Source organism: Phnomibacter sp., assembly GCF_036803085.1.
In the GTDB taxonomy this organism is placed as follows: Bacteria; Bacteroidota; Bacteroidia; order Chitinophagales; family Chitinophagaceae; genus Phnomibacter.
Genome location: NZ_DAIRUZ010000002.1, coordinates 739,513 through 765,935 on the forward strand (window position 1 = coordinate 739,513; position 26,423 = coordinate 765,935).

At 46.3% G+C, this 26,423-nt stretch carries 28 protein-coding genes; 14 read left to right on the plus strand and 14 right to left on the minus strand.

Annotation, left to right across the window (positions count from 1 at the left end; all coding sequences use genetic code 11):
- Window positions 1-4: 4 nt before the first annotated feature.
- Both serC and V7Q13_RS06880 read right to left on the minus strand, forming a co-directional pair.
- Complete coding sequence (gene serC, locus V7Q13_RS06875; RefSeq protein ID WP_333799943.1) at window positions 5-1,072, minus strand: 3-phosphoserine/phosphohydroxythreonine transaminase; 1,068 nt, start codon at window positions 1,070-1,072, stop codon at window positions 5-7.
- Window positions 1,073-1,139: 67 nt separating this feature from the next.
- On the minus strand, window positions 1,140-2,129 hold the full coding sequence (locus V7Q13_RS06880; RefSeq protein WP_333799944.1) for a zinc dependent phospholipase C family protein: 990 nt from the start codon (window positions 2,127-2,129) through the stop codon (window positions 1,140-1,142).
- 351 nt (window positions 2,130-2,480) lie between these two features.
- On the opposite strand from V7Q13_RS06880, the gene V7Q13_RS06885 reads away from it, so the two are divergent.
- The 4 genes from V7Q13_RS06885 (at window position 2,481) to V7Q13_RS06900 (ending at window position 5,523) form a co-directional block, all read left to right on the plus strand.
- Window positions 2,481-3,023, plus strand: coding sequence for a hypothetical protein (locus tag V7Q13_RS06885; protein WP_333799945.1), 543 nt, complete (start codon window positions 2,481-2,483; stop codon window positions 3,021-3,023).
- Window positions 3,024-3,237: 214 nt separating this feature from the next.
- Window positions 3,238-3,687, plus strand: coding sequence for a hypothetical protein (locus tag V7Q13_RS06890; RefSeq protein WP_333799946.1), 450 nt, complete (start codon window positions 3,238-3,240; stop codon window positions 3,685-3,687).
- Window positions 3,688-3,810: 123 nt separating this feature from the next.
- On the plus strand, window positions 3,811-4,857 hold the full coding sequence (locus V7Q13_RS06895) for a 3-oxoacyl-ACP synthase III family protein (RefSeq protein ID WP_333799947.1): 1,047 nt from the start codon (window positions 3,811-3,813) through the stop codon (window positions 4,855-4,857).
- A gap of 21 nt (window positions 4,858-4,878) precedes the next feature.
- A complete protein-coding gene (locus V7Q13_RS06900) occupies window positions 4,879-5,523 on the plus strand; it encodes an LON peptidase substrate-binding domain-containing protein (protein ID WP_333799948.1) in 645 nt (214 codons plus the stop codon).
- Here the strand turns inward: V7Q13_RS06900 and V7Q13_RS06905 are convergent.
- From V7Q13_RS06905 to V7Q13_RS06930, 6 genes are all read right to left on the minus strand, one after another.
- The gene (locus V7Q13_RS06905) at window positions 5,486-5,908 is read right to left on the minus strand and encodes a VanZ family protein (protein ID WP_333799949.1); all 423 of its coding nucleotides are present in this window, start codon (window positions 5,906-5,908) and stop codon (window positions 5,486-5,488) included. The two genes, V7Q13_RS06900 and V7Q13_RS06905, sit on opposite strands and share 38 nt — an antisense overlap.
- A gap of 35 nt (window positions 5,909-5,943) precedes the next feature.
- Complete coding sequence (locus V7Q13_RS06910; protein WP_333799950.1) at window positions 5,944-6,735, minus strand: anti-sigma factor; 792 nt, start codon at window positions 6,733-6,735, stop codon at window positions 5,944-5,946.
- A complete protein-coding gene (locus V7Q13_RS06915; protein WP_333799951.1) occupies window positions 6,732-7,277 on the minus strand; it encodes an RNA polymerase sigma factor in 546 nt (181 codons plus the stop codon). Before V7Q13_RS06915 ends, V7Q13_RS06910 begins: the two co-directional genes overlap by 4 nt.
- A 108-nt stretch (window positions 7,278-7,385) precedes the next feature.
- The gene (gene gcvH / locus V7Q13_RS06920) at window positions 7,386-7,763 is read right to left on the minus strand and encodes a glycine cleavage system protein GcvH (protein WP_333799952.1); all 378 of its coding nucleotides are present in this window, start codon (window positions 7,761-7,763) and stop codon (window positions 7,386-7,388) included.
- Between the two features lie 212 nt (window positions 7,764-7,975).
- The gene (locus V7Q13_RS06925; RefSeq protein ID WP_333799953.1) at window positions 7,976-8,710 is read right to left on the minus strand and encodes a peptidylprolyl isomerase; all 735 of its coding nucleotides are present in this window, start codon (window positions 8,708-8,710) and stop codon (window positions 7,976-7,978) included.
- 67 nt (window positions 8,711-8,777) lie between these two features.
- On the minus strand, window positions 8,778-9,128 hold the full coding sequence (locus V7Q13_RS06930; RefSeq protein WP_157480246.1) for a hypothetical protein: 351 nt from the start codon (window positions 9,126-9,128) through the stop codon (window positions 8,778-8,780).
- 457 nt (window positions 9,129-9,585) lie between these two features.
- Here V7Q13_RS06930 and serS point away from each other — a divergent pair, with 457 nt between their 5' ends.
- From serS to V7Q13_RS06960, 6 genes are all read left to right on the plus strand, one after another.
- Window positions 9,586-10,857: a serine--tRNA ligase gene (serS, locus tag V7Q13_RS06935; RefSeq protein WP_333799954.1), complete on the plus strand. Its 1,272-nt coding sequence runs from the start codon at window positions 9,586-9,588 to the stop codon at window positions 10,855-10,857.
- Between the two features lie 226 nt (window positions 10,858-11,083).
- On the plus strand, window positions 11,084-11,755 hold the full coding sequence (locus V7Q13_RS06940) for a hypothetical protein (protein ID WP_333799955.1): 672 nt from the start codon (window positions 11,084-11,086) through the stop codon (window positions 11,753-11,755).
- Window positions 11,756-11,757: 2 nt separating this feature from the next.
- Window positions 11,758-12,066, plus strand: coding sequence for a winged helix-turn-helix domain-containing protein (locus V7Q13_RS06945; protein WP_333799956.1), 309 nt, complete (start codon window positions 11,758-11,760; stop codon window positions 12,064-12,066).
- 40 nt (window positions 12,067-12,106) lie between these two features.
- The gene (locus tag V7Q13_RS06950) at window positions 12,107-12,541 is read left to right on the plus strand and encodes a hypothetical protein (RefSeq protein WP_333799957.1); all 435 of its coding nucleotides are present in this window, start codon (window positions 12,107-12,109) and stop codon (window positions 12,539-12,541) included.
- 11 nt (window positions 12,542-12,552) lie between these two features.
- Window positions 12,553-13,884, plus strand: a complete 1,332-nt coding sequence (gene creD, locus V7Q13_RS06955) for a cell envelope integrity protein CreD (protein ID WP_333799958.1) — start codon at window positions 12,553-12,555, stop codon at window positions 13,882-13,884.
- Between the two features lie 99 nt (window positions 13,885-13,983).
- The gene (locus tag V7Q13_RS06960; protein ID WP_333799959.1) at window positions 13,984-14,340 is read left to right on the plus strand and encodes a diacylglycerol kinase family protein; all 357 of its coding nucleotides are present in this window, start codon (window positions 13,984-13,986) and stop codon (window positions 14,338-14,340) included.
- Window positions 14,341-14,345: 5 nt separating this feature from the next.
- Here the strand turns inward: V7Q13_RS06960 and V7Q13_RS06965 are convergent, their stop codons facing one another.
- From V7Q13_RS06965 to V7Q13_RS06975, 3 genes are all read right to left on the minus strand, one after another.
- Window positions 14,346-15,506 carry a ribonuclease D gene (locus V7Q13_RS06965; protein ID WP_333799960.1) on the minus strand — a complete coding sequence of 387 codons (1,161 nt, stop codon included), beginning with the start codon at window positions 15,504-15,506 and terminating at the stop codon, window positions 14,346-14,348.
- A 161-nt stretch (window positions 15,507-15,667) separates the two neighbouring features.
- Window positions 15,668-17,128, minus strand: coding sequence for an amidohydrolase (locus tag V7Q13_RS06970; protein ID WP_333799961.1), 1,461 nt, complete (start codon window positions 17,126-17,128; stop codon window positions 15,668-15,670).
- A 68-nt stretch (window positions 17,129-17,196) separates the two neighbouring features.
- Entirely contained in the window at window positions 17,197-17,877 is a 681-nt protein-coding gene (locus V7Q13_RS06975; RefSeq protein WP_333799962.1) for a histidine phosphatase family protein, read from the minus strand.
- A 485-nt stretch (window positions 17,878-18,362) separates the two neighbouring features.
- Between V7Q13_RS06975 and V7Q13_RS06980 the strand changes: the two genes are divergently transcribed.
- Window positions 18,363-19,307 (plus strand): UDP-3-O-(3-hydroxymyristoyl)glucosamine N-acyltransferase, encoded by a 945-nt coding sequence (locus V7Q13_RS06980; RefSeq protein WP_333799963.1) that lies wholly within the window; start codon window positions 18,363-18,365, stop codon window positions 19,305-19,307.
- A gap of 115 nt (window positions 19,308-19,422) precedes the next feature.
- On the opposite strand, the gene V7Q13_RS06985 is transcribed toward V7Q13_RS06980, so the two are convergent.
- The 3 genes from V7Q13_RS06985 to V7Q13_RS06995 all read right to left on the minus strand — a co-directional run bounded on the left by V7Q13_RS06985 (window position 19,423) and on the right by V7Q13_RS06995 (window position 22,576).
- On the minus strand, window positions 19,423-20,391 hold the full coding sequence (locus tag V7Q13_RS06985; protein ID WP_333799964.1) for an NAD-dependent epimerase/dehydratase family protein: 969 nt from the start codon (window positions 20,389-20,391) through the stop codon (window positions 19,423-19,425).
- 157 nt (window positions 20,392-20,548) lie between these two features.
- On the minus strand, window positions 20,549-21,403 hold the full coding sequence (locus V7Q13_RS06990; protein WP_333799965.1) for a 3-hydroxyacyl-CoA dehydrogenase family protein: 855 nt from the start codon (window positions 21,401-21,403) through the stop codon (window positions 20,549-20,551).
- A 165-nt stretch (window positions 21,404-21,568) separates the two neighbouring features.
- The gene (locus V7Q13_RS06995) at window positions 21,569-22,576 is read right to left on the minus strand and encodes a helix-turn-helix transcriptional regulator (RefSeq protein ID WP_333799966.1); all 1,008 of its coding nucleotides are present in this window, start codon (window positions 22,574-22,576) and stop codon (window positions 21,569-21,571) included.
- 54 nt (window positions 22,577-22,630) lie between these two features.
- Between V7Q13_RS06995 and V7Q13_RS07000 the strand changes: the two genes are divergently transcribed.
- The 3 genes from V7Q13_RS07000 to V7Q13_RS07010 all read left to right on the plus strand — a co-directional run bounded on the left by V7Q13_RS07000 (window position 22,631) and on the right by V7Q13_RS07010 (window position 26,315).
- The gene (locus tag V7Q13_RS07000) at window positions 22,631-22,999 is read left to right on the plus strand and encodes a hypothetical protein (RefSeq protein ID WP_333799967.1); all 369 of its coding nucleotides are present in this window, start codon (window positions 22,631-22,633) and stop codon (window positions 22,997-22,999) included.
- A gap of 291 nt (window positions 23,000-23,290) precedes the next feature.
- Window positions 23,291-25,261, plus strand: a complete 1,971-nt coding sequence (locus tag V7Q13_RS07005) for a DUF3696 domain-containing protein (protein ID WP_333799968.1) — start codon at window positions 23,291-23,293, stop codon at window positions 25,259-25,261.
- Between the two features lies 1 nt (window position 25,262).
- A complete protein-coding gene (locus V7Q13_RS07010) occupies window positions 25,263-26,315 on the plus strand; it encodes a hypothetical protein (protein ID WP_333799969.1) in 1,053 nt (350 codons plus the stop codon).
- Window positions 26,316-26,423 lie beyond the last annotated feature (108 nt).

A 26,423-nucleotide genomic window follows, 5' to 3' on the forward strand; every position in this document is an offset into this window, starting at 1 on the left:
ATGGTCACCCATGGGTGTGGGCAAAATGTTCCATCAGTTGCACCAATGCCTGCACACTGCTCAGTGGCATGGCATTGTACATAGAGGCCCTGAAACCACCCACACTGCGGTGCCCTTTAATACCCACCATGCCTTCTTTTTTGCACTGTTCCAAAAACAGGGCTTCCAGTGTAGCATCTTCCATAATCCACACGGCATTCATGAGGCTGCGGTCTTCCTTAGCCACGGTGGGGGTAAAAACCGGCAGGCGGTCGAGGGCATTGTACAGCAGGTCGGCCTTGGCCTGATTGATGGGTTCAATGGCGGCAATACCCCCCATTTCTTTGAGCCACCGGAGGGTGAGCATGCATACATACACGGCAAATACCGGTGGCGTATTGAGCATGCTGCCATTGGCAATGTGCTGTCGGTAATCGAGCATGGGCGGCATGCTGCGGTCGTTGTGGCCCAGCATGTTTTTATCTACCACTACCAGGTTTACCCCGGCAGCGCCAATGTTTTTTTGCGCCCCGGCATAAATGAGGCCAAAGCGGTTAAAATCGAGCTGGCGGCTCAGGATATCACTGCTCATGTCGCTGATGAGGGGCACTTGTGTATCGGGCCACTCATGCTGCTGCGTACCTTCTACGGTGTTGTTGCTGGTGATGTGGCAGTAAACCGCATCGGCATCCACTGTATAATCTTTGGGGATGTAGGTATAATTTTTGTCTTTGGATGAGCCCAGCACCTGTACATCACCGTAGAGTTTGGCGTCTTTAATGGACTTGGTACCCCACATACCACAATCGAGGTACGCTGCTTTTTTACCCTGCGGCAGCAGGTTGAACGGCACCTGAAAAAACTGGGTGGATGCACCGCCATGCAAAAACAAGACTTCTTTGTTGGCATCGAGTTGCATCAGCTCTTTTACCAGTGCCACGGCTTCGTCCATCACGGCCTGAAAATGCGATGTGCGGTGGCCCAATTCTAAAATAGATAATCCGGTGCCGTTGAAATCGGTTATTGCCTGAGCAGCCAGCTCATACACCACTTTTGGCAGTATGCTGGGGCCTGAATTGAAATTATGTACCACAGTGTTGTTTGGTTGTTTGGGGGCACAAACATACATCAACCCATGGGGAAGGGGTAGCATGGATTTGTTAATCGCAAATTTTGCCCAATGCTTTGCCGGTTTGCCAGCCCGTGTTCAGGGCTTCAAATTCTTTCAGGTCTTCGGGGGTAAAGCTTTTGTTGGTCAGGCTTTTCAAATCTGGCTGGCCGGCATCTACCCAAGCCGTGTACCAAAAGCTGGCTGTAGCCAAAATGGACTGCCGCATCCGCCGTTCAATCATGCCATCCAACGCCTGCTGATACGCTGCTGAAAAAGCCGTGGAGTACTGCCGGATGATTTTGCCCGACCGTTCTTCAAACGCATATTTTTCATCGGGCTTCATCTTACTGGTCAGCAGGGCTTCCATTTTGAGCACGGTATCGGCAGCAGCACCGCTTTCGAGTACCCGGTCCCACATAAACTGGCTGGTGTTTTGGATGTATACAGCTTTGCCAATGAAAAAATCATACTGTGCTTCGGCAAACAACTCTGGCACCCGGCTTTCCCAAAAACCATGAATGCCATACTGATTGCTAAACTGCCCGTTGTGGTTGTGGCAGGCATGCAGCGGCACATGGGCATCGCTGATGTAATGCGCAATCTCTGCACTCAGCTTTAAAATTTTCACCTGATTTTTTTCTTTGAAGGCATCGGTCAGGCGCAGCTTCATGGTTTGCACCCACCACGGCACTATGCCATAGGTGAGCAATGTGTCTTCCGAAAACTTGGCTACCGCATCTGTCCACTTACGGGGCAATTCTTTGTAGGGATACTCACCATAATGATCGATATCGATGTAATGCCGCGGCGCTTCTTCGGGTATGGCATAGCGTCGTTTATCGGGGTCCACAGCATGCTCGGTAATGAAATCGATATGCATTTTATAAAAACCAATCATTTCGGGTGGCAATGAAAACACCGCTTGAAAATTGATTTTGCGGTGGCCGAAAAAACCCCAGCAAAATGCTTGTAGCTGCAGGCTGAGTAAGCACAGCAAGAGAATTCCGTATTTCTTTTTAACAGTAATGAATGGTATCATAAAGATTAAAAATAACCGTATTAACCTACCAGTTTTTCTAAGATGAAATCTATAAATGCAACAACTTTTATATTCGCTAAGAGATTCTTATGCAAGCATTGTTACTTTCTTTTTCTTGAAAAAAAGAAAGGCAAGCGGAATGGGAGCTTGCGTACAAAGAATCCCGATAGCTATCGGGATTGCCCAGCCAACGCCTCCCCCTGTGTAACTTATTTTTACAACTTCTTACTTGCATCTCATCTGTTGGCTAGCATTTTTTAATAAACTCAACTTTTTAAAAATAAATGAAGCAGGCACTGCAGCAAGCTTTTGTCATCAATAAATTATTATTGCCTTTATAAACCAAACATCATGGCTATGGAACCAGGCATTGGCACAAGATTGCAACACACACAATTGGGCCCCGGCGTTATTGTAGATGTACGATTGTCGAGCTACCTTATTTCTTTCATTCATCATGGCATTAAAGAAATTGACAAAAAGGATGATGCCCTGGATGAAATCATTCCGGAGCAAATAAAACCTGTAGGTGAAACCAGCAGTGAAGTAGAAAAAAGTTTGCTGCAAATACTGCGGTACTGGAATGGCATTGGCGAGCCCGTTGCCCTCGGCGACCGTTGGAAAAACGGCATGATGTTGTTGCAGCCTGCCGACAAATCACTCAAGCCAAAAGAAGTACCGGTAGAAATGTTTTTTCATAAAATAGTAATGCTGCGAGACAGGCTGCGGGTGCTGGAGCAAAACATCAACAGCCACAAAGTGCTGACTGATGAAGACAAAATCAACCTGCAGCAATACATCACCCGCATCTATGGTTCACTCACCACGTTCAATGTGTTGTTTCGGGATAAAGATGATTGGTTTGTGGGCGAAAAAGGCAGCAAGGAAGAATAACCAACAGTAATACACAAAAAAATAATTGCCGCATGATGTAACATTTTTTCATGCGGCATTTTTTTTACATACGAGGCTGCCACTCATCACTTCGCATGAGCAACGGCGCATTCTTCCAGCTATTGCAACCGTTCTTAACAGCATGCTTGTGTAGGTGTATGTGGTAGTACATCTTTGCTGTACAAACAATTACTCACACCAAAAACCGTAACACATGAAACGTTTGTTTTGTATCGCCGTAGTTGGCGTATTCGCTTTGTCTGCACAGGCTTTCACTACTTCAAGCCACGTTGCTCCGCACCAGGTGCGCCAGTCATTTGCCAGAGAGTTTGGTAATGTAAAAGAAGTCAACTGGTCGCCTCTGAAAGAAAACTTAACCAAGGCCAGCTTCATGCTCGACGATCAGGAAGTGTCTGCATTTTTCGACAATGCCGGCGATCTGGTTGCCACCACCGTGAGCCTGCAAAAACATCAGTTGCCAATTAAGTTACGCTTAGCGATTGATGCAAAGCTCGGTAGCGTCTTATTATCCGAAATGTACTACGTAGAGCATTCCTTGGAAACAGCTTATTACTTCAATGCCATTAAGGATGGACAGACCAAAACATATCAGGCTTTTGCCAACGGCCGCATTTCGGAAGTACAATTAGGATGGAAGAAATAGTTTTTTGCAATACATGTTGTTAGTTTAGACCACCGGCCCTTTCCAGGGTCGGTTTTTTTATGTTGCTACCACAAAGGCTTTATCGCATATTCAGTACATTGCCATGCTAAAAATCTGATTGCTATGCCTACTTCTGTCATCGCTGGTATTGGTATGTATGTACCACAGCAGGTTGTAACCAACCACGATTTAATGCAGTACATGGATACCACCGATGAGTGGATTCAGGAACGCACCGGAATACAACAACGGCGCTATGCCCACCGTACCGAAGAAACCACCACTACCATGGGTGTGGCAGCGGCCCAACAAGCCATTGAAAGAGCAGGCCTTACCCCACACGATATTGATTTTATTGTGTTTGCCACGCTCAGCCCCGACTACTATTTTCCGGGCTGTGGGGTGCTGCTGCAGCGGGCCATGGGCATGCGCCAAATTGGTGCCCTGGATGTACGCAACCAATGCAGTGGTTTTGTATATGCCATCAGCGTAGCCGATCAGTTTATTAAAACCGGTATGTACAAAAACATATTGGTGGTTGGTGCCGAAAAACATTCTTTCGGACTCGACTTCAGCACCCGTGGCCGCAATGTGAGTGTGATTTTTGGCGATGGCGCCGGTGCGGTGGTATTGCAAGCCAATGAAGAACCCAACCGCGGCATACTCAGCACCCACTTGCACAGCGATGGCAACGAAGCAGAAATACTGGCCATGTACAACCCCGGTACCCATGCCAACAAATGGAAACCTGAGTTGGCCGATTTTGGTGATGCCGCCATGGGCCAAATGTTTGTAACACAACCCATGCTCGATAAAGAACAATTTTATCCCAACATGGATGGCCCGGCTGTATTTAAAACAGCGGTAGTGAAGTTTCCGGAAGTGATTATGGAATCGCTTAACGCCAATGGATTGACGCCGCAGCATTTGCAATTGCTAATACCGCATCAGGCCAACCTCCGCATCAGCCAGTTTGTACAGCAGCGCCTCAAGCTGCGAGACGATCAGGTGTACAACAACATACAGCAGTACGGCAACACCACCGCCGCCAGTGTGCCCATTGCCCTTTGCGAAGCATGGGAGCAAGGGCGTGTACAAAAAGGTGACCTGGTGTGTTTGGCAGCCTTTGGCAGCGGCTTTACCTGGGCCAGTGCACTGATGCGTTGGTAAGCTTGCTACTTTTATCAAACCATGACGAATTTTATTCCCCTGTTTCCATTGGAGTTGGTGGCTTTTCCTGGAGAAAAACTCAACCTCCACATTTTTGAACCCCGCTACAAACAGCTCATAGGCGATTGTGTAGCGCAGGGTAAACCCTTTGGCATTATTGCGGTCATCAACAACAAGCTGATGGAATACGGCACCCTGATGCAGGTAGCCGAAGTAAAAAAATTGTATGAAGATGGCCGCATGGATATTGCCACCCGGGCCACAGAAGTGTTTCGGGTGCTGGAGTTGGTAAAAGACCTGCCCGACAAGTTGTACAGCGGCGCCATTGTTACTTATCCGCAAAATGAAATCGTCGTCAATCTGCCTGCGTTGCAACCAGTGCTCAGGCAAATACAACAGTTATTGCTATTGCTAGAATCGCCAAAAGCATTTTCGAAACCCGACAACGAACTTTGCAGTTACGATGTAGCCAGCATGACCGGTTTGAGCATAGAAGAAGCCTACGACCTGCTGCAATTGCTGCGGGAAGACCAACGGGTAGAATACCTGCGCCGGCATTTGCAAAAAGTATTGCCGGTGGTAAAAGAAATGGAACTGCTGAAAAGTAAAATCAAACTCAATGGCCATTTTAGGGAGCTGAGGAGCCTTGGCTTTGAGGAAGAATAAAACGGCGTACCACCCAAGGCAACAATAGCAAACCCAATACGGCACCTGCTGTATCTGCCAGTACATCCCAAGGGTCGGCGCTGCGGTTGGCGGTAAAGTTCCCCTGCACTATTTCAATAGCAATACCATAGCCCATCGCCAGCAATACCGCCAGCCATCCTGTTTTTTTACTGAGAGAAATTCGGCGCAAATATTGCGGCATCAGCCATAGTTGTACCAGCCCAAAAAACAGCGCCATGTGCACCCATTTATCGGCATACGGAATGTCTATGAATGGCGTTGTTTCCATGCCATCGGTGGGCATTAAAAAAAGATAGGTTGCGGCACTGAGCCACAGCAAAGCGGGAAAATAAGTACGGAGAATATTGTGCAGCCAGCGTTTCATGTTTCACCAATAGGAACAGGTGAAAATAAGTGGCTTTATGCTTTGCCCAGCACTTTTACTTCGGTTAGTGTAGGCACTTTGCTGCCACCTTCCGGTTCCAGACTGATGGCAAAAGCCTGTGCATTGGCTATGCGGCTCATTTTTATCAGGGCTACATCGTCTGTCCAGGTGAGCAAGCCTGCATCTACCATTTGGCCATCTACCTGTGCCCACAACTGGTATTGCTTGCCTTTTTGTGGCATGGGCAGGTTATTAACCATCAGGTACACATCGGTGGTGCTTTTGTCGTAGTACACGGTGGCCATCATGCCGGCATTGCCGGGTACGCCCTGCATTACCACGGGTTGTACCTGCGGACTTTTAATCATTTGCATGCTGGCTTCCATGGCATTGGCCTTGTTGGCCAGTACATTTTGGCGGGCAGAGAGTTCTTCGTACCGGTTAGAAAAGTCGGTGTATTGACTATAAAAATAAAAGTTGAGCAATACGCTGCCCATGAGCAGCAGCACAGAAGCCGCCAAGGCAGTACGAAACCAACGGATGGGTTTGGGTGCGGCTTTCAAATCGGTAGGCATCGTCACCACTTTGGTGGTGTGCGCCTTTTCCTCTTTGAGGGCATTGAGGATGCGTTCACGGGTGGCAGCAGGGTTGGCCAGCGGCATTTGCAGGGCCTGTTGTTCCAGCTGCTCTTCCAATGCCATGCGGGCTGCCCGCACTTCCGGATAGCGGCCTTCCATTTCCAGCTGCTGGGCAATATCTGCCTCATCGGCCAGTCCGTGGATGTAGGCTTCTATAGCCCCACTGTTGATGTATTCGTTGGCGTTCATCGGTTTACTTGCATCATTGTCCTCAATTTTACCAGACCGCTTCGCACCCGGCTTTTGATGGTACCGAGTGGTGTTTGCAGCAGTTGGCTGATTTCTTCCTGCGTGAGTCCTTCCAGGTAGGCAAGTATTACTACCTGCTGTTCGGGCTTTGGTAGCTGGGCTATCCACTGCCGCACATCGGTGGTATCGGGGTTAAAACTCGTACTTGCCTGAGTAGGTACGTCTTCAGGCGCCTTTTGGTTCACTACCGATGGTTGATTTCCTGTTTTGCGCATCCAATCAATGGCGGCATTGCGGGCTATCTGGGCCATCCAGGTGTACAAACGGCTCTTGCTGTGGTCGTACAATTCTATTTTCCTGAATATGCGGATGAATACCTCCTGCAGTACATCTTCCGCCACGGTAGCATCGCCCACCACTGCGTAAATGATGGCATTGAGGGCACCGCTATAGTGGTCGTACAGGTAGGCAAATGCCTCCTGCTTTCTGGCTTGCAGCAGGCTTACCAATTGTGCTTCGGTATACTGTTCGGCTTGTTTCAAATGGGTGGCAACACTTTAAAATGAACCCCGGTTCGAGGCTCGTTGCTTTGCCAGAGCAAAGCAAATACGATGGCTTTGCCCTTTTGGCTTAGGGTTAGGTAGAAAAATTTAGCTCACAGAAGCACTGTAAGCTTCAGCAGTCATAAGTGCTTCTACATCTGCAGTATTGGCCACTTCCATTTTGATCAACCAGCCCTGTCCGTAGGGGTCAGTATTTACCAGTTCGGGCTGATCATTCAGGCCGGCGTTTACTTCCAAAATTTTTCCTGCCACTGGCAAAAACAAATCACTCACGGTTTTCACGGCTTCTACGGTACCAAACACAGCTTCGGCTTCCAGGCTTTTGCCTACACTGTCAACGTCTACGTATACAATATCGCCGAGCTCACGTTGTGCAAAATCGGTAATGCCAATGGTGGCAACATTGCCTTCGAGGCTAATCCATTCGTGGTCTTTGGTGTAACGCAGTTCAGCTGGAAAATTCATGACGTAAATTTTTAATACAGTTTGCAATGCAATTTGGAAAGTGCAAACCTAATGGGAAAATGGCTTTCGATAGCCAAGCGTTGAAAACCTTGTTGATAGGACGCGGTTTCTGGGACGCGGATGAATAAGATTGATCGGATTTTCACGGATTCATCTTGCAAACTGCTCACTGCAATCCCGATAGCTATCGGGAGCAAACGCTTTTCAAATATCTACTTCCGTTTGCGGAGCACAAACATGCGCATCCGTACATCGGCTTCGGGGCGATCGCCGGGGCGGGTTTTGGTGGTGGCTATTTTGTCGAGTACATCAAAGCCAATCACCAGTTCGCCAAACACGGTATAGTTGCCATCGAGGTGCGGTGTGCCGCCTACGGTGGTGTACAGTTTCTGCTGCTCGGCATTGAGGGTGAGTTTGCGCTGCGTAATGGTACTGTCGAGCTGGCTCTGGCGCCAGGCCGGCCGCTGCACAATGTAAAACTGGCAATTGCTGCTGGCCTTTTCGGGGTTGTTGTCTCTGGCGGCCGCCAATGCACCCCGCTTGTGGTAAATGCCGATGTCGGTTTTCAGTTCGGCCGGTATGCGTTCCTGACCCGGTGCACTGCCGCTGCCCACCGGTGTTTCGGAAGTTGCCCGCTTGCTGGTGGGGTCGCCGCCTTGTATCATAAAGTTGTTGATGACACGGTGAAACAACAGGCTATCGTAAAAACCAGCCTGCACTTTGCTCATGAAATTGTCGCGGTGCAGCGGTGTTTCGTCGTACAGTTTTACCACCATATTGCCCTGCGTAGTCATGATGAGCACATAGTAATGGTTGTCTTTGGCAGGAATGAGTTGGCGGTAATGTTTTACGGCTGATTTTTCTTCGCTGTTGAGCTTACGAAACTGCTTAGGAGCACTACAGGCTGCCAGCGTCAGCAGCACTACAAACAAGGAAACGATACGCATGGAATGGATGGATTGAGATGAAGGGAAGATAAAGCTTGCCGTTGTTTCAGCAAGTAATATGCAGATGCTACTCCGCAAACTTCTCTTGCTCAAAATAAAGCAGTACATGGTCTTTCAAAAAATCTTCCTGCTCCCGCAGGCCCATATCGGGCAGGGCTTTCAGCTGTTTGAAATGCGGCCAGCCGTCTTCGTCTTTTCCTTCCAATACATAATAACCGCTGGGCGATAAGATGGTGCACACCGCCACATGCATCAGGTCTTGCTTGGTTTCTTTCGAAATGTTGTTGTCGAACAGTTGCATTTCCTGCAAACCAATGAGGTATAAAACAGCATCGAGGTCGGGCTTTTTGCCAAACCGCTCCACCAATTGTGCTTCCAAATTCCACCAGCGCTGCTGCAGGTCGTCGTGTAGGTTCATGGGGGCAAATGTAGGTAAGAACCCTCCAAACCGCTAACCCTCCAACCTTCCTAAAGGGAGGCTTTGCAAGAGGTTTAACGTTGGTGGTTGGTGGGAAGAAAGTAGATGTTTGATGACAGATGTTTGATGTTAGTCCGGAGACGACGACCCATGCTTCGTCTCCTCTCCTGTGGAGAGGCCGGGAGAGGTTAAAATTGGCAGATGATGGTTGGCGGGAAGAAGAATACAGTCGTCGGCTGTTATTCTTTGTGTCCCTGTGTGTCTTTGTGACTTGGTGGTTCAAAAAACAAATCTGCGAACATCCGTTTCATCCCTAAAATCCGCGTCCTATACTATTTCCCCCTCCGGGGGCTAGGGGGCTTTCGATTCATACTTGCAAATCCGTGTCCCATAGATTATCCGTGCCCCCTTTTACCCGCTTGGTTATCTTTGTGCCTCGTAAAAAAGACGAACCACTATGCTCGACATAAAACTCATCCGCGAAAATCCTGACTTCGTAAAAGAACGCCTGGCACACAAACAGTTTAAGCAACTGGAACTGGTCGATCAGATTGCCACCCTCGACAGCCAGCGCCGCACCCTGCAGCAGGAATTGGATAATGTGCTGAACCAAAGCAACCTCGCCGCCAAAGCCATTGGTGGCCTCATGAAAGAAGGCAACAAAGAAGCTGCCGAAGCTAAAAAAACAGAAGTAGCCGTACTGAAAGACCGCGAAAAACTGCTGAAAGATGAGCTGACAGCTGTAGAGCAGCAGCAGCAAGACATTGCCATACAATTGCCCAACCTGCCGGCAGCCCTTGTACCAGCGGGCAAAACCCCCGAAGAAAACGAAGTAGTGCGGGAAGGCGGTGCCAAACCCAACCTGCCCGCCGATGCAGTGCCGCACTGGGACCTCATCAAAAAATTTGACCTCATCGATTTTGAAACCGGTGCCAAAATCACCGGCAGCGGTTTCCCGCTGTACAAAGGCAAGGGTGCCAAATTGCAGCGTGCCCTCACCAGCTATTTCCTCGACTTCAATACCGCTGCGGGTTATGTGGAATACATTCCTCCCTACATGGTGAATTCCGCCAGCGCCTACGGCACCGGCCAGCTGCCCGATAAAGAAGGCCAGATGTACTACATGCCGGCCGACGACCTGTACATGATTCCGACCGCCGAAGTACCCGTAACCAATATCTACCGTGATGTGGTGCTGAAAGAAAGCGACTTCCCCATCAAAATGACGGCTTACAGCCAGTGCTTCCGCCGTGAAGCAGGCAGCTTTGGCGCCCAGGTACGTGGCCTCAACCGGGTACACCAGTTTGAAAAAGTAGAAATCATTCAGATTGTACACCCGGACCAAAGCCATGCAGTGCTCGACGAAATGGTGGCCCACGTAGAAAAGCTGGTACAAAGCCTCGAACTGCCGTACCGCATCTTGCGCCTCTGCGGTGGCGATATGGGTTTTGCCAGCGCCATCACCTACGACTTTGAAGTGTGGAGTGCCGCCCAGCAACGCTGGCTGGAAGTAAGCTCTGTGAGCAATTTTGAAACCTTTCAGGCCAACCGCATGAAGTGCCGCTTTAAGGGTGAAAACGGCAAAACACAAATTGCCCATACCCTCAATGGCAGCAGCATGGCTTTGCCCCGCATTTTGGCCGCCCTGCTGGAAAACAACCAAAGTGATAGCGGCATTCATTTGCCCAAAGCATTGCAACCATACTTTGGTGCACCGTTTATTGATTAGCTGATTAGCTAATGTGCTAATTAGCAAATTAGCCAATGATAACTGCCGGTCTACAATGATGACTTTCATTGTAAACCGGCAGTTTTTTTCAGTGTATGCTTATCCCTCACTACTCAACCTATTTAACCTACTCAACCAATTAACCCAATCAACTCATCTTCTTTCATTCAAATATTTTTTGGAGCCTGCATGTAAATACATTTACTTTGAATCTCAAAGTGCTTTTATGAGTCAAGACCAACAATCACTGGATACACTCAAAGACATCCGCAGCATGATGGACCGCAGCAGCCGCTTTATCAGCCTGAGCGGCTGGAGTGGGGTGGCAGCAGGTTGTTGTGCACTGGTAGGAGCCTGGTTTGCCCATGGCGTTATAGAGCAGGGCAGCAACAACCACAGCAGTTTGCGCAAACACTATGATGCCGCTACAGATATCAACGGCATTTCGGTTTCAGCTTACATGGGTTCAAAAGAACTGATTCTAATTGCACTGCTTACGTTGGGTGCAGCCATTGCGCTGGCATTTTTATTTACCTGGATGCGGAGCCGCAAAACACAAACGCCTGTATGGGGCAACAGCAGTAAGCGTATGGCATTTGCACTGGGCCTGCCGCTTGGTGTAGGTGGCATATATATGCTGCAATTGATGCAAGCCGGTGCCTTTGGCATGATTGCGCCGGGCTGCTTGCTTTTTTACGGACTTGGTCTTGTAAGTGCCAGCCGCTATACATTTGGCGAAATTCGCTGGCTCGGATACGGACAGTTACTCACGGGTATCGTCAACCTATTTATGACTTGTTACGGTTTGTATTTTTGGGGCTTTGGATTTGGCATTCTCCACATCATTTACGGATTGGTGATGTGGTATACCCACGAAAGAAACGAACAAACGAAATAGCATTGGCACTACCCGTAAACATAGCAAACCTCAACAAAGTGTTTGACAGCCGCATACGGCTGGGCATCATGAGTGCCCTGATGGTAAATGAATCCATCAGCTACAACGACCTGAAAGAACTGCTGCAGGTAACCGACGGCAACCTGGCCAGCCATCTGAAGGGCTTGGAGGATAATGGCTTTGTGAAAGTGCAGAAAGGATTCATCGGCCGCAAAACCAATACCACTTATAGCGTAACCAAGGCTGGCGAAAAAGCCTTTCGACAACACCTCGATGCGTTGGAAGCTATGATCAAGGGCACCCAAGGCTAAATTTTTTTAACCCAATACTTTGAAATACAAAGCACTTTTTATGAACAAAGAAATCATCCTCAAATCCATTGGCACCTGGCTGCGTAGTTTGCTCACGTATGCCCTCATTACGTTGCCGTCATTGTTCTTTCCACTCATGTATATTATGTCTTTGGGCTTAGCCATCATTTGGAGCCTGCCTGCATTGCTGTTGTTTGTGCTGATGCTCTGGTTACTTAGCATGCTGCATGTAACGACTGAATTAAAATTCTACCTGCTACTGCTGAGCACGGCAGGCATTGTGTTTTTGTGCACCTGGGGCGCCGCCTGGCAGGTAAGTGGAGGACGTGATGTATGGAACAACTACCTCGAATTTGTGCTCTTTCCTATTGCTGGCATACTAGCCGCTGTACTGGTAGTATTGGTTCGCCGACAAACGCTGATGGAAGTATTAGCCACGCCTCCTTTTTCGCATCATTCATCACTATCACTATAAAATCATCTTGTATGCAAATCACAGCAAAAGCCTCTTTTGGCGATCGGTTTCTGATCAAAGGCATCATCACCGGATTCCTCATTTTAGTCATGCTCATTCCTTCTGTTTTTGTACTTAACCTGGTAGAAGAAAGAAAAGAACGACAACAGGAAGTAATAGCAGAAGTGAGCAGCAAATGGGCCAGTGCCCAAACTTTGTCGGGACCGTTTTTGATTGTACCGTATGAACGCACATTTATTGATGCCGATAAAAAGCCCGCCGTTGTAACCGAACAACTCATCGTACTACCCGAGCAATTGATGGTAAATGGCACCGTGCAGCCACAAATTAAACAGCGCAGTATTTATAAAGTGGCGTTGTACAAAAGCAGCATCAAATTGGATGGTCATTTCGATTTGAAAAACATTGCTGCGGGTGAAAACGAAACCATCTTGTGGAGCAAAGCCAGCCTGTGCATGGGCCTTACCGATAGTCGTGGCATTGAAGCACAAATGCAATCGACTGCTGCACAAATGCCGCTTACGTTTGATGCCGGCATTCCTGAAAACGGATTGGCAGAAAGAGGCGTAAGTGTGCCCGTTGATTTATCGAAAGTGCTGGCCGATAGCCGGTTGGATTTTACCATCCCGTTATCGGTGCGGGGAAGCGAGTCGCTGCAAGTATTGCCCTTGGGCAAAACCAGCAGTATGCAGCTGCGTTCTGAGTGGGAATCGCCGAGCTACATTGGTAAGTTTTTGCCCCAGCACAACCCCGATATGAAAGGCTTTGATGCCAAATGGCAGGTGCTGCATTTCAACCGCGACTTTCCGCAGATTTGGAAAAACCGCAGCTATAAAGCCACTGAGTATGCATTTGGTGTGAGCCTCATACAACCCGCCGACAACTATGCTAAAACCATGCGCAGTGTGAAGTATGCCATCCTGTTTATCGGGCTCATGTTTGGCTTTTTCTTCTTGCTCGAAATTATGCTGGGCTACAGAGTGCACCCCGTGCAGTATGTGTTGGTAGGTATTGCGCTGATTGTGTTTTACACCTTGCTGTTGTCCATTGGCGAGTTGCTCACGTTCAACATTGCGTATGCCATGGCCACGTTTGCCACAGTATCACTCATTACGCTGTATGCCAAGCAACTGTTTGTAAAATGGAGCAACGCCCTGCTCATTGGTGGTTTCCTGTTTGGTTTGTACGCCTTCATTTATGTGCTCATACAACTGGAAGACACATCGCTGCTGGCTGGTAGCATAGGCTTGTTCTTGCTGGTAGCACTCGCTATGTATTTCAGTAGAAAAATAAACTGGTACCAACAGCCTGCCGCTGTTGTAGCGCCTGAAGTAGAAGCATAACTGATTTGCAATTGGATATAGAGTGCTGTCGTGGCTTGCTGCGGCAGCACTTCATTTTTGCATCTGGTACAATCATACATTTACCATTCAAATGATGCCATGAAAAGATTCTTCACCCGGGTACAATATGCGTTGCAAGGATGGACAGCATTTTTTGCCAAAGAAACACATGGCCAAATACAATTGATTGTAGCCATCATTGTAGTCGTTGCAGGTTGTTACTTTTCCATCAGCACTACAGAATGGATGCTGCTCTTGCTGTGCATTGGTTTGGTACTGGCATTGGAAATGGTGAATACGGCTGTTGAAAAACTGGCCGACAGGGTACACCCCGATCTTCATCCACAAATTGGCCTGGTAAAAGATGTGGCAGCCGGTGCCGTGCTGTGGGCATCGGTTATCAGTGTGGTAATTGGCCTGATGATTTTTATCCCCTACGTAAAAGCGTTATTGTAGCTGCGTTACAACCAAGCGGTAATATCCACCCCAATTTCCTGCGCCACATCCTGAATGAGTTGCTTGCGGTAGTTGAGCTTTAGCTGACTTATGCGTTGATCGCCTTTCAGCCAATCGTTCACCAAACTACTACTCATCAAAAACTTTTGGGCATGCTCACCATACTTAGCCGCAATGGCTTGCTGTATGGGTTGAAAAATGTGGGTCTTCGCATTTTCCTGTGCCAGCTTTTTTTGCTCAAAACGCAGGCGGTCTTCTTCCGATAATGGTTGGCCATTTCTGCGGCGGGGCAATTGCTGTGCATGTGCAGCCGCATTAATTTTTTTCCATTGCTGCTCCAGCATGTACACCCCTCTGTCGCTTTTGAGAATGGGATGTACCCCATGCTGCGACAGAATATCGGCGGGCTCCATTTTGCGGTAAGCAATTTGCCGCACCAGTTCTTCCGGAATGATTTGATGCGCCGGTTTGTTTTTTTGGCGGGCTAAATCATCTCTGAAACGTAGCAATTCATTGAGCACATACTGGTCGTACGGACTCATGAATTGCAGGTCATTTTTCTTGAGAAAATTTTGCCGTGCTTCCAAGGTGTAGCGTACTGTATTCAGTTGGGCAAACTCTTCGGCCACAAAAGGCATCAACCCTTTTTCTGTTGCTTCTTGTTGCAAAATATTTTCCAGCTCAAACAGGTAAATCACATCGGCAGCAGCATAGTGCAACTGGCCATCGCTGAGTGGCCGCTTGCCCCAGTTGCTGGTTTGCAATTTTTTGTTGAGTTGCACATCGCATTTCAATTGCAGCAAATTGCTCAGCGATGTTTGCTCATAATTCAGCAGCTTGGCATACAGTTCTGTATCCACCAAATCGGTTGGATAACAGGCCAACGAATGCAACAAGCGTAAATCTTCGCCGGGGCAATGCACCAACTTGCGAATACCCGGTGTTTCAAAAAAATCATACAACGGTTTCAAATCGAGGCCGGCCAATGGATCGATGACAAAACAAGCTTCGGGTGTAGCCATTTGAATGAGGCACAAATCGAAACCGTACGTGTAGCGGTCGCGGTCGAATTCCAGATCGAAAGCAACTACTGAAGCAGCATGTAAGTCTTGCAATGCCTGTTTTAATTGCGCAGCGTTGGTAACGTATAACAGAGGTGTATTCACAGTCTACAATATTAAGCGATATTAGATTCGCACAGAGGGCACAGAGCCCTCAGAGGATTTATTAATAATAATCCGTTGATAATCCGGCACATCCGTGTCCCATACAAAAACGGTGCGCTGACATAGCATCAACGCACCGTTTATTATCTGTTGTTCATGAATTAGTCGCGGTAGTTCAACGCTGGCTTGCGGGTGCCGAGCAATGCCTGGTATTTATAATCGCCGATCATTTGTTTGAACTCTTCCTGTGCTTTTGCAATGAGCGTTGGATTGGTAAACAAATCAATAGCCGTGAGGGCCATGGTTTTAGCAGCTACCATCATGCCCTTGGTGCCCAGCTCCGTACCGCCGCAAGCCACGGCCTGCCAGCTATGTGCCGGTGTGCCCGGTGCCCAGGTAGCAGCACGTAGTCCAACCGTTGGTACAACGTAGCTTACATCACCCACATCGGTGCTGCCACCACCAGCATCCATCTCAACTTTCAACGGTTGTACTGCTGCAGCATTTTGTACATCGGGTGCAGTAAAAGTGAAACTGCTTTGAATTTTTTTAGCAAACTCCACCTCTGCAGCAGAGTAGTGGACACCACCCACTTTTTCGAGGTTTTGCTGCATAGCTACGGCCAATGTTTTGTTGAGCAACAAATCATGCGTGCCACCAATAATTTCATATTCCATGTTGGTTTCGGTACCCAATGCGGCTGCTTGTGCGGCTTTTAAAACACGGTCGAAAATTTCTACCACGTCTTTGCGTTTGGGATGCCTCACATAGTAATACACTTCTGCATAGTCGGGCACTACGTTAGGCGCTTTGCCACCATCTGTAATCACATAGTGAATGCGTGTTTCCTGTGGCACATGTTCCCGCATCATGTTGACCATGTAGTTCATGGCTTCCACTGCATCCAAAGAGGAACGTCCTTTCTCAGGAGCCATAGCAGCATGTGCACTCAATCCTTTAAAACGAAACTTGGCCGATTTGTTGGCCAGTGCACTTGTCATGGTTACGCCGTTATCGCTATCGGGATGCCAGTGAATCACTGCATCTACACCATGGAATAAGCCGGCACGAACCATGTACACTTTGCCACTGCCGCCTTCTTCTGCCGGGCAGCCATACACTTTAATAGTGCCGGTGAACTTTTTCGCTTCAATCAGCTTTTTGATTTCGATACCCGCCGCTACACTGGCAGTACCAAACAAGTGGTGCCCGCATCCGTGCCCGCCTTTTTGATTGGCAATGGGTTGTTTTTCCGGCACGGCTTGTTGTGCCAAACCCGGCAATGCATCATACTCAGCAAGAATACCAATTACAGGTTGACCACTACCGTACGTGGCCACAAATGCCGTAGGAATATCAGCCACACCAGCTTCTACCGTAAAACCGTTTTCTTTCAATCGCTGCTGCAACAAAGCGCTGCTGTTGGTTTCTTTATAACCCAGCTCAGCATAGTTCCAAATTTGCAACGCGGTTTGTTTGTACAAGTCGTAGCCCGATTGCAAATCGTTGATGGCGGTTTCTTTAATAGCCGTCACTGGATTGGGCTTTGCTTTTTGCGCACCGGCATGTATGTTCAGCAGCAGTACACTTGCTATTAGCAAGTTGGTTTTCGTTGCGTTCATAAGTATGAATCGTTTTTACAATTCGTTGGAAATAGAAAGACGAGCATGCAGCAATTCATGATGGCTGCTTAGCGGCCAATTATGTTCCATTGATACTCATCATCGGGGCGGATATTTTTTCGCTTGAGCTCGGTCACCAGTTTGTATTTACCAGTGAGCTCATCTTGCTCCATGATGATGATTTCGGCATTCTTCGGGTTGCGGAGTGTTTCAAATTCTTCCACCGTCCAGTGAAACCACCGCATTAAAAACAAACGCACAGTCATGCCATGCGAAACGATGACGGCATTTTGCGGAAACCTGGGTTTTTCAAAATCGCGGTACATGCTGTGCATGAAATCGCTGACCCGGTCGTACACGTCGGCACAACTTTCACCGTCTTTTATGCGATAGTAAAAAGTACCAAACTTGTTGCGTTCATCATCTATCTGAATGTTGGCTTTCAAATCACGAAAGTGGCCCCACTCTTGCTCCCGCAAACGGGGATCTTCTTTCCACCGATACTGCGACTTATCAAAATGTTTGGCAATGTGTTCGAAGGTCATGCGGGTACGCCACAAGGGTGATACGTAAAACAAAATGCGTTCATCACCAATCAATGCTTGTAGCTTTTTACCCGCTTCATCGGCCTGCTGTTCGCCCAGTGGTGTCAGCAGTAATTTGTAATCCTGTTTTTGTGCATAGGTGTTGCGATCGAAGTTGCCTTCCGATTCGCCATGACGTACCAATATGATTCTGTGTGGTCTCATGCAAACAGTTTACGAATACACATTTTTACAGCACATGCTGTTGCTTCAAATGTAGCTGAAATCAAGATTGCATTGTGGAATAGCAGCCGATAAAAGAAGATGTAAAACGGAAGTATTATGCAAAAAGAAATCCTCCGAAGAATCGGAGGATTTTCCAACAATGGGTTAGTAAGTACTGGGATAAGTATTTCCCGACACAATATTAAATACTAAGTATGCGTATCTGAAAATTTGGCAGTGCATAGTTATTCACACTTTGTTTGTAACTGTGAATTTCAATAGGCCCTACAACGATGTAAAAAGAGGGAAGAAACATGAAGATAACGTGCATGTATGAAAACAACAAGTGAATCAATTGTTGTAATGCATGGCTGAATGACGGGCATACAAAAGGAAGTGTTTACTTTTGACCGTTATCGGCGGAAAGCAGCATCAACACAGGTGTTTCGGCCATTGTACTTCATTTGCAAACAAACAAGTCGTTTATGAAATTTCCTCAACCTGTCAGCACTCAATGGATTGCCGATTTAATACAAGCTCAAGTGATTGGTGATGCACAAACCAGCATTACGGGCATCAACGAAATACACAAAGTGGAAACAGGCGACTTGTGTTTTGTAGATCATCCAAAGTACTACGATACCTGTTTGAAAAGCGATGCATCGTTTATCATCATCAACAAAGCTGTTGACAATGCCTATGGTAAAACACTGCTGGTATGCGATCAACCGTTTGAAGCGTACTTAACCATTGTATCACACTTCCGCCCGTTTGTGCCGGCTACAGAAATGATTAGTGACACAGCAGTGATTGGTGAAGGCACAACCATTATGCCGGGTGTGTTTATCGGGCATCATGTTCGCATTGGCCGCAACTGCATCATTCACCCTAACGTAACGATTTATGATTACACTGAAATTGGCGACAATGTAGTAGTGCATGCTGGTACTACATTGGGTGCTGATGCATTTTATTACAACAGCAAACGTGACCGTTCCGTGTGGTATAAAAAAATGAAAAGCTGTGGTCGTGTTGTGTTGGAAGATGATGTAGAAATTGGTGCTAACTGTTGTATTGATAAAGGCGTTACGCATGATACCCGCATTGGTCGGGGCACCAAACTCGACAACCTGGTACAAGTGGGTCATGATGTAGTGATTGGACAGAACTGCATTATTGCAGCACAGGTAGGTATTGCGGGTGCAACTACCATTGGCAATGGGGTGAATTTGTGGGGCCAGGTAGGTGTGAGCAAAACATTGCACATAGGTGATGGTGCCAATGTGTTGGCACAAAGTGGCGTGCCTTCTTCTATTGAAGGTGGCAAAACGTATTGGGGTACGCCGGTGGTAGAAGCACAAGTAAAACGCAAAGAACTGGTATGGGTAAAACGCATTCCTGAAATTTGGGAGAAGGTGAAGAACAAGTAGTTCTTTTTTTCAACGCGAAGGTGCAAAGACGCAAAGTTTTTTACCGCTGATAAACGGTGTTCGCAGAGGTCATTTGCCAAAGGGAAATAAAACTCTGTGCCTCTGTGCGAAAATCTTACTTCCCTCCAGCCAGGTGCTGGCATATCCGCTGCACGGCAGCATCAATTTTTCCGTAGCGGAAATCGGGTAGTGCTTTCAATAGTTTGCCATTGTCGAAGTTGGACACTGCCAAACTGGTAGCTGCTGTTTCTTTGGTTACCAGCGGGCTTTTTCCCGTCAACCATCCTTTGATTTTGTACAACCGCCACGCAATGGCCGCTTTAAAAGGCGTAATCATTTGTGTAGGTCGTGGCTTACCAAAAGCATCGGCAATCATGTAAAAGAAATCGCGGTAGCACAGGTTTTCTGCACTGATGATGAAACGCTGTCCGCTGATATTGCTGTCCATTAATTGTATCATGGCTGCAGCCACATCATCGGCATCTACAAAACCTGTTTGGCCCATACTGTAGTATGGGAAACCATTGTGCAAGGTTTGAAATATTTGCATCGAGCCTTTGCTCCAATCGCCATGTTCGCCAATGATGATGGTAGGATTTACCGCAACGGCATTCAAACCTTCGCCCACGGCCCGCCACACTTCCAGTTCGCCCAGGTATTTGCTTTTGCCATATTCACTGTTGCTGGTGTCTTCCGTCCAGTGCATGCTTTCATTAATCACTGCATCTTTTCGAATGCGGCCCAATGCAGCCACACTACTTACGTGCACCAATTTATGCACACCAGCTTCCAGGCAGGCATTCACCACATTGGCCGTGCCTTCCACATTCATGTTGTGCAGCAGCATTTTGTCTTCAGGCTTAAAGCTCACGAAACCTGCTACATGATACACCTGCGTTACATCTTGCATGGCTACTTCCAAACCAATTACATCCAGTATATCGCACTGTATCCAGTTGGCTTTGTCCTTTACCACATCGGGTATCTGATTTCTGTACAATGCTTTTACAGCAATGCCTTTGCGATGCAACGCCAAAATAAGATGTGTACCCAACAGGCCGGTACCGCCGGTAACTAAAACCATGCTGCAATATTAAAGAAGAGTGATGAAGTCTGTAGTCCGGAGACGGTAGGCGAAAACAAAGGTCATACTGACGAAGGAAACATCTATTGAATTAAAGTTGCCATAGACTTTCAAAATGAATTCGTGTCATTCGTGCCATTTAGCCATCATTCGTGTTTCAATATTCGTAGAATCCCTTGCCTGTTTTGCGGCCCAGTTCGCCGGCATCCACTTTTGCTTTTTGCATGGCAGCAGGCGTGAGCCTTTCGGGTTTACCCAGAGCTTCCCACACTATTTCGCTTACGCTGTAGTTGATGTCGAGGCCGATGAAATCCATGAGCTTAAACGGGCCCATTTTGAAACCGGTAGCTTCCATCACGGCATCTACCTGTTCCATGCTGGCGGCGCCGCTTTCTACCAGCCGCATGGCTTCCAAATAGTAAGGCCGTGCTATATGATTGACAATGAAACCCGGCGCATCATTGCAATGCACGGGCACTTTGCCCATGGTTTTGGCTAAGTTATACAACGCATCTACCACATGTTGTGCGGTTTGTTTTCCTTTCACCACTTCCACCAACTTCATGTGGGTAGCGGGGTTGAAAAAATGCATGCCGGCAAAACGTTCGGGATGAACTATTTGCGCTTGCAAATCAGATATCGATAACGAAGAAGTGTTGCTGGCAAAAATGCATAGCGCATTGTTTACGGTAGCCAGCTGCTGAAACAGCGCCAGTTTAACAGCCGGTTTTTCTACAATGGCTTCAATTACGATATCCGCTTTACAATCGTCGATGTTGTGGGTATACATCAACCTACGGTGTACACTATCTACATCGTGTTCTGTTATCTTGTTTTTTGATTGCAATAGCTGTAAGCTTTTGTCAATCTCTTCCTTGCTTTTCCAAAGCATGACCTGTTGCACATCGTACAGCTTGGTACGGAAACCGGAAAGCGCCGCTACTAGTGCAATGCCTCTACCCATAGTACCGGCACCGCAAATACAAATTGTTTCAACATGATCAAGAGTCATGCTGCAAAGAAAGTGAATGAACGGTTGGAAACGTTTATACGTTCACAAGTTCCATAGTTCACAAGTTTGTCAGCCGTTGCTCCCCTGATGCCCACTTCGTGGCGTGGTGGTTAAATGTATGGCCCGAGGGTTATCCAAAAAAGTAGCCATAAATATCCAAATCCATTACATGTACAAAGCAGCCGCCGATAACAGCTCCTGCTGTAAAGCCCCCCTCAGGCTTAGGGGTTCCAACACTTCCAGGTCAGCACCAAATGAGAGCAGCAAACTCATCCATTCTTTATTGATAATGACCTGATATTGAAATAGGTGATGGTCAATGGCAGCCGGCAGCATTTGTTGCGAAACATGCAATGGTTTGGTTTGAATGTAATGCCCCCGGCTGGCTTTTACCCTGATGGTGACTTGCTGTGGTACATCTTCCGCATATCGGGTTACCCCCACCATATCAGAGAAATATTGCTGCGGATTGATGCTGGTGTTTGCCCGATATTCGATGGAAACCGGCGATACTGCTACAATTCTATCCAGCGGAGAATTATCCAGTCGCTGCTGTTCTTCATTCCAGCCAAACAAAAACCAACGTTGGTTGAATTGCTTCAACCACCATGGATGAATGACCTTTTCTAACGCATCTGTATCATAGGGTTGATAAACCATCTTCAATACTGTTTGAGCCCGGATAGCTTCAAACAATGGCTCCAACCATTCGATGCCTTTTAGCTGCGGGTTGTGTTCAAATAACAGCACATCGGCATTAACCGGTTGCTGTTCGGGCAACTGTTTTTCCATCTTGTGTCGCAATCGGGCAAACTCTTTTACCAAAGGAAATCCGCTCATTTGTTCCAGTACTGCATGCGACAATGCAAAGGCAAATGATTCGTCGGCATTAATGGTCGGTAGTTCCAATACATAATCATCTTCCTCGTAATAATACCAGCGTTCTCTACCCTTGTCTATAAATGCGATAAGTGCTGGGTTGTGAGGCAGGCTTTGCAAATACCGTAAGTCTTTTTGAATGGTGCGAACTGTAACAGGCGCCTCTTCACATTCCAACAAATAGGCATTTACTTTCTCCAGCAGCTGTTTGGCCGTCCAACGGCGGGCTGTTTGGCGCAAACAGCCGTCAATAACAGGCAGTCGAAAGTGGCGGCGGCGGTCGGTGGAAAGCATGCGTAAAAATAGGCGAACCAAACGTTCGCAGGTGGGGTGGAGGTTTGTGCTCTCTTGAAAAGCTACCCCACATATCAGCAATTGTACAATCAGCATGGTGAAGCACTCACCTATCTGGAACTATTGCTCACCCAAGAGTGGCGCAACAAGAGATCCGAAATTTTACAAAGAGATAACTACACTTGTTCCGTTTGCGCCGGCCGCGAAACATTGCCGTTCCTGAATAGCTCCACAGGACTGTTGCAACCACATGAAGTGTACATACCCGACACCTGCAGGCAGTACAACTGGCAAATGAGCTTTGCAGATGCTTCAATAGACATGAGTATCCTTTACGATAGAGATATTGAGTATAGGCCCGTAGCGCAACATCGCCGCATGCATGTGCACCATCGCTTGTATATTTACGACAGGCTGCCCTAGCAGTATGCCGACAAACACCTAACCTGCATGTGCGAAGCCTGCCACCACCAATGGCACCAACATCACCGGGTAAAAGTGTACCGGCACACACCCAGTGGCTACCTGGAAATGACGGGCCTTACACCTTGTAAGCGCTGTGCCGGAGCAGGCAGGTTGCCGCAATATAGCCACGTAGAAGCTGGTATTTGCTTCCGGTGCTGGGGGGCATGTTTTGAAGAATGGATAACACCTGCACTCCGTGCCAGAAGCAAACAGATACATGAATCAATGAAACTGCATAATTAGTAAGACATGAGAACACACATCAACAACTTTGGGATTGAAAATTTTCGAGTATTTAAAGACCACACGCATTTTGAATTTGCACCTATTACTGTTTTGGTGGGGCCGAATGGAAGTGGTAAAAGTAGTTTGACTAAAGGCCTTGAACTATTTAAAAATGAGGAAATAAAACAAGCAAATGGTTTCACTCCATTTGACTTAGCTCCTTTATTTACCCGGAAAATAAGCTCTGAAAAACACACTGAAAAAATTGGAGACTTACGTCAAGCCTTAAATTTCGAAACCAGCAAGAAAATAATTTCAAATTATATTAGCTACAAAGCCTTTGGAATTGACGATACTTTTCACGTTGAGTTTCAGTATGAAATTGATTGTTCGAATTATTTTTCTGAAGCAAGTTTGCTACAAATGAGGATTCGTAACAATGCTAATGAAGAAATTCTTGTAATTACTAGAGAATTTGCCTTAATCGACTTTAACTACTTTATACTTTCATTTGAATCAGCATTTGAAAAATCACGTAAAGTATGGGGTGATTTTTTTGACTTATACGAAGAAGCCAAAGAAAGAAATTCAGAGCAAGATATTTCTGAATCAATTGAACAACTGAATAATTACGTTATTAAATATAAACTTGACGTAGAAATTAATTACAATAGTAATAACGAAATAGCCTTTAGCAGAATGTATGGCGACAACGAAAGGGGTTTAAACTATTTCAATTCACTTAACCACTATAATACTTTCATTAAAGGCAATAGTTTTGAAGACTTTATTGATGTTGCATTTTTGTCAAAGCTTGCAAGTCATTTTCAAATAGAAAACCCTTTTGAAGAAAAGATTGGTAATAAGCGAAAGATTCTCGATTTGATTAATGAAATATCTAATTATTATACCTCAAAAAAGTGGCATTTACTCGAATGGGGGTATTTTCAGGGTTCATCAATGAGGGGTATAGGAGGTAGCATAAATCAAGATTTGAGATTTGATGGAGAAGTTTTTCCCTTCAAGGCATTTAATATAATTCGATTTAATTTGAAGGATGACTCGATCTTAGATGAGCATGATGTCTTTTCCTTTATGCAAAAAGATCAGGCAAAACAAACATATAATAATTCATCAAAGTCAATAATTGACACCCTTTCGTACATTGATAGAATGTCCTCTTTTTATTCTGGTGATATTCTTTGCACAGATTTAGAAAAGTCGTTTTATGAGACATTTTTATTTGAGAATTTAGCCCCATTGCAAAACGAAATTGCAAAACGAAATCAACTTTATAAATTAGATACTCAAAAAACCAATCTTTCAAGAAGTAATTACTTTCAAAACGATTTTTCTTCATCTCTTTTTAAAAATTACTTCAAGGAAAAAGAGTTTACCCAAAAAGATATACTAAACTTCATAAATACATGGGTGAAGGATTTTAAAATAGCGAATTCAGTTGAATTCGTGCTCCATAGCAATACGCAATCATTTGAAATTTATTTAGAACTTCTTAATGGTAAGAAGATTAATATTGGTGATACTGGATTTGGAATTACTAGATTGCTTCCGATAATTCTAGCTTGCTTTAAGCAACATATTGAGTACGATATCGAGGCTTCTTATTCTCCATCAGTAATTGTAATCGAAGAACCCGAATCGAACCTTCACCCAGCTTTGCAAAGCAAACTGGCGGATATGTTTGTTGATGCTGCTCAAACTTTCAACACCCAATTCATCATCGAAACCCACAGCGAGTACCTCATTCGCAAGTTGCAATACCTCACGGCTAAAAAAGACATCAAGCCGGAGGATACGGTTATCTATTACTTCTACCCGCCTGATCATCCTGACGTGGTAAGTGGTCAGGAGCCGCAGGTGAAGAAGATTAATATTCTTCCTGACGGTAGATTGTCCGCACCATTCGGTGAAGGTTTTTATGATGAGTCTGCCAGGTTGATGATTTCTCTAATGGAAGTGAGCAATCCGAACTAACATGAAAGCAGTCTTCAAAAGTTTTATAGACGTTGCTTTTTTGAAGAATCATAAAAGCAAAAGACCATACTCTGCTTCTGAGGATGTTGATTCGCCAGAGTTGGAGAACTGGAAGGCAATCAACCGATTCATTTTACAGGGATCGGAGATCGGCTTTTTCAGAAGCGGCGTGGATGCGGCTGATTTGCAGGAATCGAATCCAATCGCATTCGCTTTGCTTAATGATTACTGGCAAGGGAAAAGACAGGATATCGAAATAGTAGATGCTCCGCATGAGCAATTGGTGCAGGAGAATCGTTTTATGAGTGTCTTTTTCTTTACAGATGAAATACAGCTGGGGTTTAGTCCGGCTGCGTATGGGTTTGTGAAGTATGATTCAGCAAAGGTGCAAAAGCGCTGGCTGGATAATCCTACAAAACCGCAAGCATTTTTAGTGAGTGGCGAACAACTTTTAAATGCCCAACTTCATTCATGGAACGATTTTCAGCAATTTGGCTTTTCGACCCATTCAGTTGTCATTTTTGATAATTATGTCTTCCGGCATCGTGGAAATATCGCTACAAACTTCATTAAGCTTTTGATGGCGATTTGTCCCGATTCTCTCTCAAAACATCCATTGGACCTTCTTGTGGTCACCAAGTACTTCTATGGGAAGGATGGACGGAAACCTAGGAAGGAAAACGAGGCGGTACCAGTTGACGTGGTGTATAGTGATGTTAAAAAAGCATTAGAGGGATGCCGAAATGGGAAGCCGTTTAACCTAACTATAGTACAAAAGGCTTCGGAGCTCGATAGAATACATGACCGAAACATTTTGACAAATTACCTGCAAATTAGCCTGTCGAATTCGTTGTCATTTTTTGATTTTAATGGGAAGGTGCGAATGGCCTCAGATGTAAAGATCGAACCCTTTCCACATATTCGTAGAAATGGAGACGGCACCGTTGGTGATCATAGTTTGGTTTTGCTTCAACGTGCTCGTGAGGCTATCCATGATGATAGGAATCATGATTGCGGCATGAAAGAAAATCGGCTGCTGAAGGTGCTGGGGTAGAGCTGGCCAGGAATGCACTGCAGCTGAAGTGAGTGAAACAACTCTGCTGCCATTGTAGGCGGACCTTATTTTCGGTCAGTTCGAAAGTAGAGATTTCGGTTTGTTGTT

Excerpts from the sequence above, each read along its gene's own strand:
- V7Q13_RS07005 (WP_333799968.1), top strand. The coding sequence starts at position 23,291 with ATGAGAACACACATCAACAACTTTGGGATTGAAAATTTTCGAGTATTT.
- V7Q13_RS06950 (WP_333799957.1), top strand. The coding sequence starts at position 12,107 with ATGAACAAAGAAATCATCCTCAAATCCATTGGCACCTGGCTGCGTAGT.
- V7Q13_RS06895 (WP_333799947.1), top strand. The coding sequence starts at position 3,811 with ATGCCTACTTCTGTCATCGCTGGTATTGGTATGTATGTACCACAGCAG.
- creD (WP_333799958.1), top strand. The coding sequence starts at position 12,553 with ATGCAAATCACAGCAAAAGCCTCTTTTGGCGATCGGTTTCTGATCAAA.
- V7Q13_RS06990 (WP_333799965.1), bottom strand. The coding sequence starts at position 21,403 with ATGACTCTTGATCATGTTGAAACAATTTGTATTTGCGGTGCCGGTACT.
- serS (WP_333799954.1), top strand. The coding sequence starts at position 9,586 with ATGCTCGACATAAAACTCATCCGCGAAAATCCTGACTTCGTAAAAGAA.
- V7Q13_RS06900 (WP_333799948.1), top strand. The coding sequence starts at position 4,879 with ATGACGAATTTTATTCCCCTGTTTCCATTGGAGTTGGTGGCTTTTCCT.
- V7Q13_RS06975 (WP_333799962.1), bottom strand. The coding sequence starts at position 17,877 with ATGAGACCACACAGAATCATATTGGTACGTCATGGCGAATCGGAAGGC.
- V7Q13_RS06995 (WP_333799966.1), bottom strand. The coding sequence starts at position 22,576 with ATGCTTTCCACCGACCGCCGCCGCCACTTTCGACTGCCTGTTATTGAC.
- V7Q13_RS06940 (WP_333799955.1), top strand. The coding sequence starts at position 11,084 with ATGAGTCAAGACCAACAATCACTGGATACACTCAAAGACATCCGCAGC.
- V7Q13_RS06960 (WP_333799959.1), top strand. The coding sequence starts at position 13,984 with ATGAAAAGATTCTTCACCCGGGTACAATATGCGTTGCAAGGATGGACA.
- V7Q13_RS06880 (WP_333799944.1), bottom strand. The coding sequence starts at position 2,129 with ATGATACCATTCATTACTGTTAAAAAGAAATACGGAATTCTCTTGCTG.
- V7Q13_RS07010 (WP_333799969.1), top strand. The coding sequence starts at position 25,263 with ATGAAAGCAGTCTTCAAAAGTTTTATAGACGTTGCTTTTTTGAAGAAT.
- V7Q13_RS06980 (WP_333799963.1), top strand. The coding sequence starts at position 18,363 with ATGAAATTTCCTCAACCTGTCAGCACTCAATGGATTGCCGATTTAATA.
- V7Q13_RS06970 (WP_333799961.1), bottom strand. The coding sequence starts at position 17,128 with ATGAACGCAACGAAAACCAACTTGCTAATAGCAAGTGTACTGCTGCTG.
- V7Q13_RS06890 (WP_333799946.1), top strand. The coding sequence starts at position 3,238 with ATGAAACGTTTGTTTTGTATCGCCGTAGTTGGCGTATTCGCTTTGTCT.
- V7Q13_RS06930 (WP_157480246.1), bottom strand. The coding sequence starts at position 9,128 with ATGAACCTACACGACGACCTGCAGCAGCGCTGGTGGAATTTGGAAGCA.
- V7Q13_RS06925 (WP_333799953.1), bottom strand. The coding sequence starts at position 8,710 with ATGCGTATCGTTTCCTTGTTTGTAGTGCTGCTGACGCTGGCAGCCTGT.
- V7Q13_RS06885 (WP_333799945.1), top strand. The coding sequence starts at position 2,481 with ATGGCTATGGAACCAGGCATTGGCACAAGATTGCAACACACACAATTG.
- V7Q13_RS06910 (WP_333799950.1), bottom strand. The coding sequence starts at position 6,735 with ATGAACGCCAACGAATACATCAACAGTGGGGCTATAGAAGCCTACATC.
- V7Q13_RS06905 (WP_333799949.1), bottom strand. The coding sequence starts at position 5,908 with ATGAAACGCTGGCTGCACAATATTCTCCGTACTTATTTTCCCGCTTTG.
- gcvH (WP_333799952.1), bottom strand. The coding sequence starts at position 7,763 with ATGAATTTTCCAGCTGAACTGCGTTACACCAAAGACCACGAATGGATT.
- V7Q13_RS06985 (WP_333799964.1), bottom strand. The coding sequence starts at position 20,391 with ATGGTTTTAGTTACCGGCGGTACCGGCCTGTTGGGTACACATCTTATT.